We start from the raw sequence: 12,189 nt of genomic DNA, 5'->3' as shown, positions 1-12,189 counted from the left end.
CCGGTCAGCCGAGGACGAACGGGATCCTCGCCGCCAGCTCGCCCAGCGCGGCCCGCTCCGCGTCGCTCGCCGCCCGCCGTCCGGTGCCGACCAGCAGCGCGTCGGTGTCGGAGAACGACGCGGGGAACGCGCGCCCCGCGATCTTCTCCAGCGTCTCGCGGGAGCGGGCGAGCCCCTCCGCGGGCGGTCCCGCGACGCCCGGCAGGTGCGCGACCAGGTCGAGGTGGTGCAGCGTCCACTCCACGACGTACGCGGAAAGGTAGTCGCCCACGGTGATGACCTCGTCGCGGGTGCCGACCCGCAGGCCCGGGTCGGCGAGCTCGGCGGCGCGGCCGGCGGCGGAGCCGGCGTCGTCGAGGTGGAACCTGAGCAGCCGGGGCTCCTGGTAGGCGGCGGCCAGCCGGACGGTCAGCGCGTCGAGCGGGTCGTCGCCGGTCGGCGGTGTCCGGGAGACCTCCCAGTAGGTCACCGCGTCGCGAGTGGGCTCGGTCCCGGCGGGGGTCACGAGGGTGATCAGGACGTCCTGGGCGTCGATGACCAGGTGGCACACCAGGTCCCGGACGAGCCAGCCGGCACAGCCGGACGGCTGGGCGAAGTCCTCGTCCGCGAGTTCGGCGACCGCCGTGCGCAACGCCGTCCAGGAGCGCGAGAAGAGATCCACATCGGCACGGTAGTTCGCCGCCGCGCGTGCGGACAAGCGCCCCGGGCCGCGGTGCGTTCCACGCCGTTGCAGCGCCACGAGGAGGCGCGGGGGATCATCGCGGCCGTCGGCGGGGCGCTGCGGCGCGCACCCCGCCAAGGCGTTCGAGCGGCCGCGTCAGGCGGAGTGAGCGGGCGTCGCGTCGGCGTTCACCCGCGCAGCCGCGCATTGAGGCGTGCGGCCTGTCGCGTGAGGTGGTCGCGTTCGGGGACGCTGGCCGCCTGCCGGGCGGCTTCGGCGTACAGGCGTGCCGCGGTCGCCGGGTCGCCGTCGCGCTCGTGCAGGTAGGCCGCGACGGCGGTATGGCGGGGCAGGGCGGGGTCCAGCTCGGCCAGCGCGGCCAGACCGGCCCGCGCGCCGTCGGCCTCGCCGACCGCGACGGCCCGGTTGAGGCGGGCCACCGGGTTGTCGGTGAGGCGCACCAGTTCGTCGTACCACTCGACGATCTGCACCCAGTCGGTCTCCGTGGCCGTCCTGGCGTCGGCGTGGAGCGCGGCGATGGCGGCCTGGGCCTGGAACTCGCCCAGCCGGTCGCGGGCGAGGGCCGCCTGGAGCACGTCGACGCCCTCCGCTATCAGGCGGGTGTCCCACAGGCCGCGGTCCTGCTCGGCCAGCGGCACGAGCCTGCCGCCGGGATCGGTCCGTGCCGCACGCCGTGCGTGGTGGAGCAGCATGAGCGCGAGCAGGCCCGCGACCTCCTCGTGTCTCGTCATCGCGGCAAGCTGGCGGGTGAGCCGGATCGCCTCCTCGGCGAGGTCGACGTCGCCGGAGTAGCCCTCGTTGAAGGCCAGGTAGAGCACGCGCAGCACGGTGGCGACGTCTCCTGGCTGGTTGAACCGCACGCCGGAGACGGTGCGCTTGGCCCGGCTGATCCGCTGGGCCATGGTCGCCTCGGGCACGAGGTAGGCCTGCGCGATCTGACGCGTGGTCAGGCCGCCGACCGCCCGCAGCGTGAGCGCGACGGCCGAAGCCGGCGTCAGGGACGGGTGCGCGCACAGGAAGTACAGCCGGAGCGTGTCGTCGGCCGCCTCGCTCGGGCCGGGCGGCGGCTCGCTCTCGACGCGGATCTCGCGGTGCCGTCGGGAGGTCTCGGCGCGGGCGGCGTCGAGGAACTTGCGCCAGGCCACGGTGATCAGCCAGCCCAGGGGATCTCGCAGCGGGTCGTCCGCCCACACGCGTACGGCCTCGACCAGGGCGTCCTGCACGGCGTCCTCGGCCGCGGCGAAGTCGGCCCCACGACGCACGAGGACACCGATCACCATGGGCACCAGCTCCCGCAGCAGCGTCTCGTTCACTTGTGCCCGTCCAGGTAGGCGAGCACCGCGCGTACGCGGCGATGACCGGAGTCGTCCGGCGCCAGGCCGAGCTTGGCGAAGATGTTGCCGATGTGCTTGTGGACGGCGTTGTCGGAGATGCGCATCCGCTCGGCGATGGTCGCGTTGTCGTGGCCCTGCGCCATGAGGGCGAGCGACTCCCGCTCACGGGCGGTGAGCGTGTCCAGGGGGTCACCGGCGCGGCGGGCGAGGAGCTGGGCCACCACTTCGGGGTCCATGGCGGTGCCGCCGGCCGCGACGCGGCGCAGGGCGTCGACGAACTCGGCCACCCGGCCGATGCGGTCCTTGAGGAGGTAGCCGATGCCGCCGCGCCCGTCGGAGAGGAGCTCGCCGGCGTACTCGCGCTCGACGTACTGCGAGAGCACCAGGATCGGCAGCGCGCCGTGCTCGCGGCGGGCCCGCAGCGCGGCGTGGATCCCCTCGTCGCGGAACGACGGCGGCAGCCGCACGTCGACGATGGCGATGTCGGGACGGTGCTCGGCGACGGCGTGGAGGAACGCCTCGCCGTCGCCGACGACCGCCACGACGTCGCAGCCCTTCGCCGCGAGCAGCAGTTCCAGGCCGCCGGCCAGCAGCACGTTGTCCTCGGCGATCACGACCCGCACACAACCTCCTGAACGATCACCATGCGCACGGTATCCGGACGGCGAGCGTGGTGGGGCCGCCCGGCGGGCTGTCGAGGCGGACCGCGCCGTCCAGGGCGGCGACCCGCCGGCGTATGCCGGAAATCCCGGTGCCGCGCGTCTCGTCGGCGCCGCCCCTCCCGTCGTCGGTGACCTCGATGGACAGCACGTCGTCGGCGCGCTCGATCCGCAGGGCTACCCGTGTGGCGGCGGCGTGCTTGGTCACGTTCGTCAGCGCCTCGGCGATCACGTAGTACGCCACCGCCTCCACGGCCGCCGGCAGCGCGCCCAGCTCGGCGAGCTCGATGCGGACCGGCACGCTCGACCGGGCGGCCAGCGCCGTCAGCGCCCCGTCGAGCCCGCGGTCGGCGAGGATCGGCGGGTAGATCGTCTGGAGCACCGTGCGCAGCTCGACCATCGCCTCCTCCGCCGTCTCGTGCGCCTGCCGGAGCAGCACCGCTACCGTGTCCGGGTCGTCGGCGAGGGACTCCCGGGCCATGCCGAGCTGCATGGCGATGGTCACCAGGCGCGCCTGCGTCCCGTCGTGCAGGTCGCGTTCGATCCGCCGGAGCTCGGCGCCATGGGCGTCGACGACACCGACCCGGCTCCTGGTCAGCACGTCGACGCGCTCGGTGAGCCGTTCGCGGGCCGACGGCGCGAGCAGCGCCAGGCTCAGCCGCGCGTGGAGTCGCGCCAGCGCCGGCAGCACCCACCGGGCCGCCGCGCCGAGGACGGCGATCTGCAGCGAGCCGCCGACCAGCGCGGTACCCCAGTCGCCCACCTGGACCTCGACGAACAGGGTGGGACGCTCGCCGGCGGGGAACGCCCACCACAACGGCATCGCCACCGCGGCGACCAGGATGTTGCCCAGGCACAACAGGGCGGCCAGCCCGAGCGGGAACCCGACGGCGACGTGCGCGAGCGCCCAGGCGAGAGCCCGCCGCCCGCCCGGTCGCCCGTCGGCCGGGACGCCGAGCAGCCTGCCGGCCCGCCGACGGTGCCAGGCCGCCCAGTCCCGCGCGGCCGTCGGCGCGAGCAGCACGGGCAACGCGAGCACGGTGCCCACGGCGGTGGCCAACGTGCCCAGCAGGTAGGCCGAGCCGGAGAACGCACGGTCACGCATGCGCACCTCCCCACGACGCCGTACGGCGCTCATTATGGCGTCACCGGTCACCGCCGGGCACTACAGCGGGCTGTACCGACGCGCCTGCGGCCGGCTGTATCGTGCCGGGCGTCCGGCCGCACTAGCGTCCCCGACCATGAAACCGACCCGTGCGCGGATCCGCCGACGCCTTCTCCCGGCCCTCGCCCTGATCGCCCTGTCCACCGTCGTCGCGCCCCCGGCCGGAGCCGACGCCGGCCCGCGTCCCGCCGGAGCCGACGCCGGCCCGTTCCCCGCCGGAGCCGACGCCGGCGCGCCCTCGCCGCTCGACTGGAAGCCCTGCGCCCAGGGCCCCGACGACGCCCCCGGCAAGGAGCTCGACCAGGCGGGCGCACGCTGCGCGCAGCTCACCGTCCCGCTCGACCACTCCAGGCCCGGCGGCCGCACCATCACCCTCGCGCTGTCCCGCCTCCCCGCCACCGACCGCGCCCGTCGCATCGGCACCATGGTCCTCAACAGCGGCGGCCCCGGCGAGAGTTCACTGGGCATGCCCCTGCGGACGCGCGCGGCCATGAAGGACGTCGCCGCCCGCTACGACCTCATCGGCCTGGACCCGCGCTTCGTCGGGCGCAGCACGCCGCTCGACTGCGGCTGGCCCATCGGCCTGTGGCTCCGTTCGCCCGGCGCGACCCGCGCCCGGTTCGACCACCAGGTGGCGGTGCAGCGCGACCTGGCCGAGCGCTGCGCCCGGCGCCACGCCGACGTGCTCCCGTACGCCAACACGCGCGACACGGCCCGTGACATCGACCTCGTGCGCCGCGTCCTCGGGGAGCGCCGGATCTCCTTCCTCGGCTACTCCTACGGCAGCTACCTGGGCGCGGTCTACACCCAGATGTTCCCCGGCCGTACCGACCGCGTGGTCCTGGACAGCGCGGGCGACCCGGACACGTGGGGACCCAGGGCGCAGCAGGGCACCGAGGACGAGGCGGAACGCGCGCTGCGCGGCTGGGCGGCCTGGGCCGCCCGGCGTCACGGGACCTATGGCCTGGGCGCCACCCCTGCCCGCGTGCTCGCCACCGTGGACGCCATCGTCGCCGCCGCGCAGGACCGCCCGCTGCGCGTCGGACGGTACGAGGTGGACGAGCAGGCGGTCCCGTACATCCTGTCCGTCGGCTCCGGCAACGACCGCTCCGCGGCCCGCGCGGAGTTCTCCGCCACCGTCCGGACCCTGAACGAGGCCGCGCACCGCCGCCCGGCCGCCCCCGGCCCCGAACTCGACGGCTTCCTCACCTTCATCCTGACCAGCGCCGGTTCCCCGCTCGCCGGCCCGGCCGCCGCGATCATCTGCGGCGACCGCGCCGCGCCGCGCGACCCCGACGTCTACTGGAACGACATCGAGCGCAGCCGTGCGCGCCACCCTCTCTTCGGCCCCCTCAAGAACACCATCTGGCCCTGCGCCTTCTGGCCGAACCAACCGCGCGAGCGCCTCACGCGCGTCGCCAACCCCACCCCCGCGCTGATCGTGGCCGCCACCGGCGACACCGCCACCACCTACCAGGGCAGCGAGGCCATGCACCGGGCGCTGACCGGCTCCCGCCTGCTCACCCTGCGCGGCGCCGTCGCCCACGGGATCTACGGCGAGTACGGCAACGCCTGCGTGGACGCCGAGGTCAACGCCTACCTGGCCACCGGCGCCCTCCCCGCCGCCGATCCGACCTGCCGCCCCTGACCCGCCCCCGGCTCCCGGACGACGGATAATGGGCGCATGATCAACGCGGGTCACGCCGGCGGCGCGCCGACGGCCCGGGCATCGGCCTGGGCCGCCAGGTTCTCCGGCCGGCGGGCCGACGGCGCGATCGCGGCGGCCACCACCGCGGCCACCCTCGGTCCGCTGCTGGTGCCCGCGCCGAAGGCCTGGTGGATCATCGCCCTGGGCGTGCTGGCCTCCGCGCCCGTCTACTGGCGCAGGCGCGCGCCCATGGCCGTGGCGCTGTTCGTCGGTGCCGCGATGACCGTCCTGGTCTTCTGGGAGAAGCCGTTCCTCCCCTTCGGCCCGCTGGTCGCCGTCCACGCCATCGCGGACCTCAGCCCCACGGGGAAGCGACTGGCCGCGATCCCGGCGATCGCCGCCGTCGTCGGCATGTCCCTGGCGCTGCCGGGGGAGGACAGCGAGACCTTCCGCCTGGTCGGCATCGCTTTCGTGGCCGCCTACGCGCTGGGCACCAGCGCCCGGGCGAACCGGTCACGCACCGCCGAACTGGCCGAACGCGAACGTCGCCGCGAACAGGAGCACATCGCCGCGGTGGCGGAGGAGCGGGCGCGGATCGCCCGCGACATGCACGACATCATCACGCACTCCGTCGGGCTGATGGTCGTCCAGGCCGAAGCCGGACCCGTGGTGGTGCGGAGCGACGCGCGAAGGGCCGAGGCCGTCTTCGACGCGATCGCCGACACCGGCAGAGGCGCGCTCACCGAGCTGCGCGGCCTGCTCACGGCGCTGCGCGCCTCGGCCGCTCCCGCCGCCGAGGACCTCGGGCCGGTCCAGCCGCGCCTGGACGGACTCGCCTCACTGGCCGAACGGAGCGGCCTGGACGTGCTCATGACCGTGGAGGGCGAGCGGCGGCGGATCCCCGGCAGCCTCGAGGCCGCCGTCTACCGGATCGTCCAGGAAGCACTCACCAACGTGCGCAAACACGCCGGGGTACGCACCGTTCGGTTACGCCTGCGGTGGACCCCGGGGGAACTGCTCGTCGAGATCGCCGACGAGGGCGGCGGCCCGCGTCGCGGCAGCAGCGGCTACGGCCTGGTCGGCATGCGGGAACGGGCGCTCGCGTGCGGCGGGACGTTCAGCGCGGGACCGGGCCAGGACGGCGGGTTCATGGTCAGAGCCGTCTTTCCGCTTGAATAGCGCCCATGCTGCGCGTGCTCATCGCCGACGACCAGGATCTCTTCCGGGCCGGGTTCGGCCTGATCCTCGGTGCCCAGCCGGACATGCTGGTGGTGGGCGAGGCGGCCAGCGGCGACGAGGCGATCGAGCTGGCCGGGCGGCTGCGTCCGGACGTGGTCCTGATGGACGTGCGGATGCCGGGGAAGAACGGCATCGAGGCCACCCGGGAGATCTGCGCGAGCACCTCCGCCAAGGTGCTCGTCCTGACCATGTTCGACCTGGACGAGTACGTCTACGACGCCGTCCGCGCGGGCGCCAGCGGCTTCCTGCTCAAGGACATCCGCCGCGACGAGCTCGCGCACGCGGTGCGCACCATCGCCGGCGGCGAGGCGCTGCTGGCGCCCGCCGCCACCCGCAGGCTGCTGGAGAGCCTGGTCAGACGGCCGGCCCACGGCCCGATGCCGCGGCTGGCGGGCCGGCTGGAGGCGCTCACCGAGCGGGAGCGCGAAACGCTCAGGCTGGTCGCCCGCGGACTGTCCAACGCCGAGATCGCCGCCGCGCTCGTGGTCACCGAGCACACGGTCAAGACGCACGTCAGCCGCATCCTGACCAAGCTGGACCTGCGGGATCGCGTGCAGGCGGCGGTGTTCGCCTACGAGTGCGGCCTGGTGGTCGCCGGTGAGAGTGACATCGGAGATCACACTCACGACTGACGCGCCACGGGGGCGGCCGCGAGCAGCATCGTCGCCATGAAACGTGTCCTGATCCCGCTCGCCGCGGCCCTCGCCTCGGCTGTCCTGCTGCACTTCGGCACCGGCCTGCACCCCGTGGCCTGGCTGACCTGGCTCGCTCCTCTGCCCGTGCTGCTCGCCGCTCCCCGGGTGGGAGGCGGCCCGGCCTTCGCCGCGGGGGCGCTGGCCTGGCTCGGCGGCCAGGTGCAGCTGTGGCCGTACTTCACCGAGGCGCTCGAGATGCCCGTCCCGGTGGCGGCCGGCCTCCTCGCCGGGCCGGCGCTGCTGTTCGGCTCCGGCGTGCTGCTGCACCGCTCGCTGCTGGCACGGCGGCGGCCGCTGTCCGCCGTGCTGGCCGTGCCGGCGCTGTGGGTCGGCGTCGAATACCTGATGGCGCTGGCCGGTCCGCACGGCGCCTGGTGGAGCCTGGCCTACACCCAGGCCGACGTGCTGCCCGTCCTGCAGACGGCCTCCGTCACCGGGGTGTGGGGGATCACCTTCCTGCTCCAGCTCGTGCCCGCCGCCGTGGCCGCGCTCCTCGCGCCGGGCGCGACACACCGGCTGCACGTCGCGGTGACCGCCGGCGCGCTGGTGGCGACGGCTCTGGGGTACGGCGTCGCCCGGCTCGGCACCGGCCAGGACGACGGGCAGCACCGCGAGGTCGCGCTGATCTCCACCGACAACCCGCGCGACACCATGGAAGCCGGCTCCCCGCAGGGGCGCGACCTGCTCCACCGCTACGGCAGGGCCATCGACGCGGCCGCCGCCCGCGGCGCCGAGATCGCGGTGCTGCCGGAGAAGACGTTCGAGGCGGGCGCCACCCGCCTGCCCCTGAGCAGGCGGGGAGTGGTGGTCGTCGCCGGCGCCTCGCTCGGCGCCGGCGCGACGCGGACGAACACCGCGCTGGTCTACCCGTCAGGCGCCCGCTACGACAAACACCACATGGTTCCCGGGCTGGAGTCGGAGTTCACGCCGGGACGCGCGCTGACCTTCCTCGACCGGACCACGATGGGCCTGATCATCTGCAAGGACCTCGACTTCCCCTGGCTGGTGCGGCAGTACCGCCGGGCCGGCGCCACCGCGCTGCTCGCCCCGGCCTGGGACTTCGACGACGACGCCTGGCTGCACAGCCGCATGGCGATGGTCCGCGGGGTGGAGAGCGGGTTGTCGGTGGCTCGCGCGGCCCGCCAGGGCGTCCTCACCGTGAGCGACACCCGGGGACGGGTGCTGGCCGAAGGCCGCAGCGGCAAGCCCGGGGTGACCACGGTGTTCGCGGCGCTGCCGCAGCGGGCCGCCTCCACCCTCTACACCAGCCTGGGCGACTGGGCCGCCTGGTCCTGCCTCGCGGTGCTGCTCGTCGCGCTCCTCAGGCTCGCCACCGGTGCTCACCGCAGGCTGAGCGGGGTCTCGGAGGCGAGGCGGGTCAGCTTCTCGGGGTTGCGGACGTAGTAGAGGCCGGTGATGCGGGCGTCCTCGACGCGGACCGCCATGACGCCGTCGACCTCGCCGTCGACGCGGATGATGAGCGCCGGGCCGCCGTTGACCATGGTGGGCTCGCCGGTGAGCGTGACCTGGGCCTTGCCGATGCCGCCGGCGATGAAACGGGCCACCTTGCCGGAGGTGGTGATGGGCCGCAGCGCGGCCTGCTTGATGCCGCCGCCGTCGCTCACCAGGACGACCTCGGGGGCCAGCACGTCGAGCAGGCGCTGCGGGTCGCCGGTTTCGAGCGCCCGCTGGAACGACTCCAGCGCCGCCCGGGTCTGGCGCGCGGAGACGGCCTTGCGGGGGCGGCGGGCTTCGACGTGCCGGCGGGCGCGGTGCGCGATCTGGCGGACGGCGTCGGGGCTCTTGCCGACGGCGGCCGCGATCTCGTCGTAGCCGACGTCGAAGACCTCGCGCAGCACGAAGACGGCGCGCTCGGTCGGCGCCAGCGTCTCCAGGACGAGCATGAGCGCCATCGACACGCTCTCGGCGAGCACGACGTCCTCGGCCGCGTCCGGCGCCGTGATCAGCGGCTCGGGCAGCCACGGGCCGACGTACGCCTCCTTGCGCAGCTTCAGGCTGCGCAGCCGGTTGAGCGACTGCCGGGTGGTGATCTGGATCAGGTAGGCGCGCCGGTCCTGCACCTGGTCCAGGTCGGCCTTGACCCATCGCAGCCAGGTCTCCTGCAGGACGTCCTCGGCGTCGGCCGCCGAGCCGAGCATCTCGTAGGCGACGGTGAAGAGCAGGTTGCGGTGGGCGAGGAAGGTCTCGGTCGCCGCGTCGGTGGCGTGGTCGCTCATGTCTCGTTCCTTGTTGCGGGCGGGCCCTGCGCGGCCCGCCCCTGTCGTCAGCCTCGGCCGCGGGTCACCGATCTTCCTGGTCGAGGGCGCCCTGGGCCTCCGCCGACAGATCCTGCCAGTCGGCCCAGGTCTTGAGACGGTCGGCATAGGCCTGCTGAATCATCGGATAGAAGCCCTGCCCGAACAGGATCCGCAGGGGCGGGTTGTCGGAGTCGACGAGCTTGAGCAGTGTCCGGGCGGCGGCGGCCGGGTCGCCGGCGGGCTGCTTGCCGGCGACCGCGCCGAGACGCCGGCGCAGTCCGTCGTAGGCCGGGTCGGGCTCGGCCACGTGGCCGTTGTCGAGCGGGTCGGGGTTCTTGCCGCCTCGGGTGGCGAAGCCGCCGGGCTCGATGATGGTCACCTTGACGCCGAAGTCGGCGACCTCGCCGGCGAGGGCTTCGTTCAGGCCCTCCAGGGCCCACTTGGAGGCGTGGTAGGCGCCGCCGAGCGGCATGGCGATGACCCCGGCGGCCGAGGAGAGCTGGATGATGTGCCCCGAGCGCTGCTCGCGCAGGTACGGCAGCGCCGCCTGGATCACCCACACGGCGCCGAACAGGTTGGTCTCCATCTGGTCGCGCAGTTCCCGCTCGGTCAGCTCCTCGATCGCGCCGATCTGGGCGTAGCCGGCGTTGTTGACGATGACGTCGAGCCGGCCGAAGTGCTCCGCGGCCCGCTTCACGCTCGCGAGGACGGCGGCCTTGTCGCTCACGTCCATCCGGAGCGGGAGCACCGCGTCGCCGTAGGTGGCGACCAGCTCGTCGAGGCTCGCGGTGCTGCGGGCGGTCGCGGCCACCCTGTCGCCGCGCGCGAGGGCGGCCTCGACGAAGTCGCGGCCGAGGCCGCGGGACGAACCGGTGACGAACCAGACCTTGCTCATGATGTCTTTCCGTTCTTCGTGCGGTGGCTGGGCGGTTTCGCGGGGGTCACCAGCCGACGGGGCCGAGGCGGTCGACGAAGATCCCGGTGGGTCCGTCGGCGTCGATCATCGCGAGCCGGACGATCGAGTCGGTGCCCTCGGTGACCGTCAGCTGACCGGTGTTGTGGTTCATGTCGGTGGCCGCGAACTTGTGGTTGGCGACCTCTCCGGGGGTGGCGACGTTGAACTTGATGTGCGGGAGCGCCTGGGCGTACCGGACGGTGATCATGTTGAGCGCCGCCTTGGAGGAGCTGTAGGCGAGCTCGTGCATCGCCGAGACCGGCTGCTCCGGGTCGGTCACGACCGCGAAGGAGCCCCCGCCGCTGGACACCATGACCACGCGCGGGTGCTCGGCCGCCTGCAGCAGGGGCAGGAACGCGTGGGTGACCCTGATCGGGCCGTACACGTTGGTGTCGTAGACGGAGTGGACCTCCTCGGCCGTCGCGTCCGCCGGCGGGACGATCCTTCCGGGGGCGCCGGCGTTGTTGATCAGCACGTCCAGCCGGTCGGTGTGCTCGCGCACGAGCCGTACGGCGTCGGCCACCGACTCCTCCGAGGTCACGTCCAGGGGGACCATGACCACGTCGGCGCCGCCGGCGGCCAGCTTGTCGGCGGCCGCCCGCCCCCGGCCCTCGTCACGCGAGCCGAGGAAGATCTTCCATCCGTGTTCGGCGAGGCGCCGGGCCGCCTCGAGACCGAGTCCCTTGTTGCCTCCGGTGATCAGCACCGAGGTCTGTGCCGTGCTTGCCGTGCCGTTCATGTGTGGCCTCCCCTTTGCAGTGGTTCGGCATCAAGACACAGCGTCGGCGATGGTTGTGACAGGTTGTGAGGCAGATCACCCCGGACGTCGGGGGACGCCCGCTATTCGGGCGACTCCCCTACGACGTCGGCGATGACCGTGGTCACGACCTTGCGCACGGCCTCGGGCGACGGCGGGCCGGCGTCCCGGTCGGCGAAGAGCAGGTGCCCGGCCCCGATCAGGGTGGGGGAGAGGGTGTCCACGTCGGCCCGCCGCGCGATGCGGCCGCGTTCGCGCTCGGCGGCGAGATAGGCGGCGATGATCGCTGCGGCCTCCGTCAGGAGGGGGAGGCCGGCAGGCGTGGTCGCGCGCAGCCGCGCGCGCAGCTCGTCGCGGACGATGACGAGCCCGACGATCGCCGTGGCGACCGGCCCGAACAGGTCCGTCAGCATGCCGGCGAGGTTGCCGGTGACGGTGCCGGTCCCGGCGGCGGCGAGCAGGGCGGCGCCCTGGCGCTGGAGGCGGGCGATGCGCTCGCGCACGAGCTCGGCCAGGAAGGCGTCGAAGTCGTCGAAGTGCCGGTGCAGGACGCCCTTGGCGCAGCCCGCCTCCGTGGTGACCGCCCTGCTGGTCAGCGCGCTCGGCCCGTCGCGCAGCAGGACGCGCTCGGCGGCGTCGAACAGCTGCTCGCGCGCGTCGCGGATGGCTATCCCTGTCGGCACCGTGGGTCCTTCCCGGCCGGCCCGCCCTGTCGAGGGGCTCGTCCTGCATGAGGGGGCAGGCGCCCGCCGTGATGGGCGCCTGCCCACTCTACCGCCGACGCCCTCTCGCGGCGG

The 12,189-nt window shown here is 74.1% G+C and carries 12 protein-coding genes; 4 read left to right on the top strand and 8 right to left on the bottom strand.

From position 1 onward, the window contains the following. Nucleotides 1–4: 4 nt before the first annotated feature. From HTZ77_RS17830 to HTZ77_RS17815, 4 genes are all read right to left on the bottom strand, one after another. Complete coding sequence (locus HTZ77_RS17830) at nucleotides 5–661, bottom strand: maleylpyruvate isomerase N-terminal domain-containing protein (RefSeq protein WP_175590710.1); 657 nt, start codon at nucleotides 659–661, stop codon at nucleotides 5–7. Nucleotides 662–849: 188 nt separating this feature from the next. After that, nucleotides 850–1,995 carry an RNA polymerase sigma factor gene (locus tag HTZ77_RS17825; RefSeq protein WP_175590709.1) on the bottom strand — a complete coding sequence of 382 codons (1,146 nt, stop codon included), beginning with the start codon at nucleotides 1,993–1,995 and terminating at the stop codon, nucleotides 850–852. Further along, nucleotides 1,992–2,639 carry a response regulator transcription factor gene (locus HTZ77_RS17820; protein ID WP_175590708.1) on the bottom strand — a complete coding sequence of 216 codons (648 nt, stop codon included), beginning with the start codon at nucleotides 2,637–2,639 and terminating at the stop codon, nucleotides 1,992–1,994. Before HTZ77_RS17820 ends, HTZ77_RS17825 begins: the two co-directional genes overlap by 4 nt. A 16-nt stretch (nucleotides 2,640–2,655) precedes the next feature. Next, a complete protein-coding gene (locus HTZ77_RS17815; RefSeq protein ID WP_235994776.1) occupies nucleotides 2,656–3,780 on the bottom strand; it encodes a sensor histidine kinase in 1,125 nt (374 codons plus the stop codon). Nucleotides 3,781–3,916: 136 nt separating this feature from the next. On the opposite strand from HTZ77_RS17815, the gene HTZ77_RS17810 reads away from it, so the two are divergent. From HTZ77_RS17810 to HTZ77_RS17795, 4 genes are read left to right on the top strand one after another with little or no spacing between them, the layout of a single operon-like run. Continuing rightward, complete coding sequence (locus tag HTZ77_RS17810) at nucleotides 3,917–5,488, top strand: alpha/beta hydrolase (RefSeq protein ID WP_175590707.1); 1,572 nt, start codon at nucleotides 3,917–3,919, stop codon at nucleotides 5,486–5,488. A 36-nt stretch (nucleotides 5,489–5,524) separates the two neighbouring features. Further along, nucleotides 5,525–6,667 (top strand): sensor histidine kinase, encoded by a 1,143-nt coding sequence (locus HTZ77_RS17805; protein WP_175590706.1) that lies wholly within the window; start codon nucleotides 5,525–5,527, stop codon nucleotides 6,665–6,667. 5 nt (nucleotides 6,668–6,672) lie between these two features. Next, a complete protein-coding gene (locus HTZ77_RS17800; RefSeq protein WP_175590705.1) occupies nucleotides 6,673–7,359 on the top strand; it encodes a response regulator in 687 nt (228 codons plus the stop codon). Nucleotides 7,360–7,395: 36 nt separating this feature from the next. Continuing rightward, nucleotides 7,396–8,826 (top strand): nitrilase, encoded by a 1,431-nt coding sequence (locus HTZ77_RS17795; RefSeq protein WP_175590704.1) that lies wholly within the window; start codon nucleotides 7,396–7,398, stop codon nucleotides 8,824–8,826. On the opposite strand, the gene HTZ77_RS17790 is transcribed toward HTZ77_RS17795, so the two are convergent. From HTZ77_RS17790 to HTZ77_RS17775, 4 genes are all read right to left on the bottom strand, one after another. Next, nucleotides 8,763–9,659: an RNA polymerase sigma-70 factor gene (locus HTZ77_RS17790; protein ID WP_175590703.1), complete on the bottom strand. Its 897-nt coding sequence runs from the start codon at nucleotides 9,657–9,659 to the stop codon at nucleotides 8,763–8,765. The genes HTZ77_RS17795 and HTZ77_RS17790 overlap by 64 nt on opposite strands. Nucleotides 9,660–9,723: 64 nt before the next feature. Then, a complete protein-coding gene (locus HTZ77_RS17785) occupies nucleotides 9,724–10,575 on the bottom strand; it encodes an SDR family NAD(P)-dependent oxidoreductase (protein WP_175590702.1) in 852 nt (283 codons plus the stop codon). 46 nt (nucleotides 10,576–10,621) lie between these two features. Continuing rightward, complete coding sequence (locus HTZ77_RS17780; RefSeq protein ID WP_175590701.1) at nucleotides 10,622–11,374, bottom strand: SDR family NAD(P)-dependent oxidoreductase; 753 nt, start codon at nucleotides 11,372–11,374, stop codon at nucleotides 10,622–10,624. Between the two features lie 101 nt (nucleotides 11,375–11,475). Beyond that, nucleotides 11,476–12,075, bottom strand: coding sequence for a TetR/AcrR family transcriptional regulator (locus tag HTZ77_RS17775; RefSeq protein ID WP_175590700.1), 600 nt, complete (start codon nucleotides 12,073–12,075; stop codon nucleotides 11,476–11,478). Nucleotides 12,076–12,189: the final 114 nt, after the last annotated feature.

Source organism: Nonomuraea montanisoli, assembly GCF_013363975.1.
In the GTDB taxonomy this organism is placed as follows: domain Bacteria; phylum Actinomycetota; class Actinomycetes; order Streptosporangiales; family Streptosporangiaceae; genus Nonomuraea; species Nonomuraea montanisoli.
The sequence above is the reverse complement of the archived record's forward strand: the minus strand, read 5'-3'. Positions and strand labels throughout refer to the sequence as shown.

Excerpts from the sequence above, each read along its gene's own strand:
- HTZ77_RS17785 (WP_175590702.1), bottom strand. The coding sequence starts at position 10,575 with ATGAGCAAGGTCTGGTTCGTCACCGGTTCGTCCCGCGGCCTCGGCCGC.
- HTZ77_RS17810 (WP_175590707.1), top strand. The coding sequence starts at position 3,917 with ATGAAACCGACCCGTGCGCGGATCCGCCGACGCCTTCTCCCGGCCCTC.
- HTZ77_RS17815 (WP_235994776.1), bottom strand. The coding sequence starts at position 3,780 with ATGCGTGACCGTGCGTTCTCCGGCTCGGCCTACCTGCTGGGCACGTTG.
- HTZ77_RS17805 (WP_175590706.1), top strand. The coding sequence starts at position 5,525 with ATGATCAACGCGGGTCACGCCGGCGGCGCGCCGACGGCCCGGGCATCG.
- HTZ77_RS17800 (WP_175590705.1), top strand. The coding sequence starts at position 6,673 with ATGCTGCGCGTGCTCATCGCCGACGACCAGGATCTCTTCCGGGCCGGG.
- HTZ77_RS17795 (WP_175590704.1), top strand. The coding sequence starts at position 7,396 with ATGAAACGTGTCCTGATCCCGCTCGCCGCGGCCCTCGCCTCGGCTGTC.
- HTZ77_RS17790 (WP_175590703.1), bottom strand. The coding sequence starts at position 9,659 with ATGAGCGACCACGCCACCGACGCGGCGACCGAGACCTTCCTCGCCCAC.
- HTZ77_RS17780 (WP_175590701.1), bottom strand. The coding sequence starts at position 11,374 with ATGAACGGCACGGCAAGCACGGCACAGACCTCGGTGCTGATCACCGGA.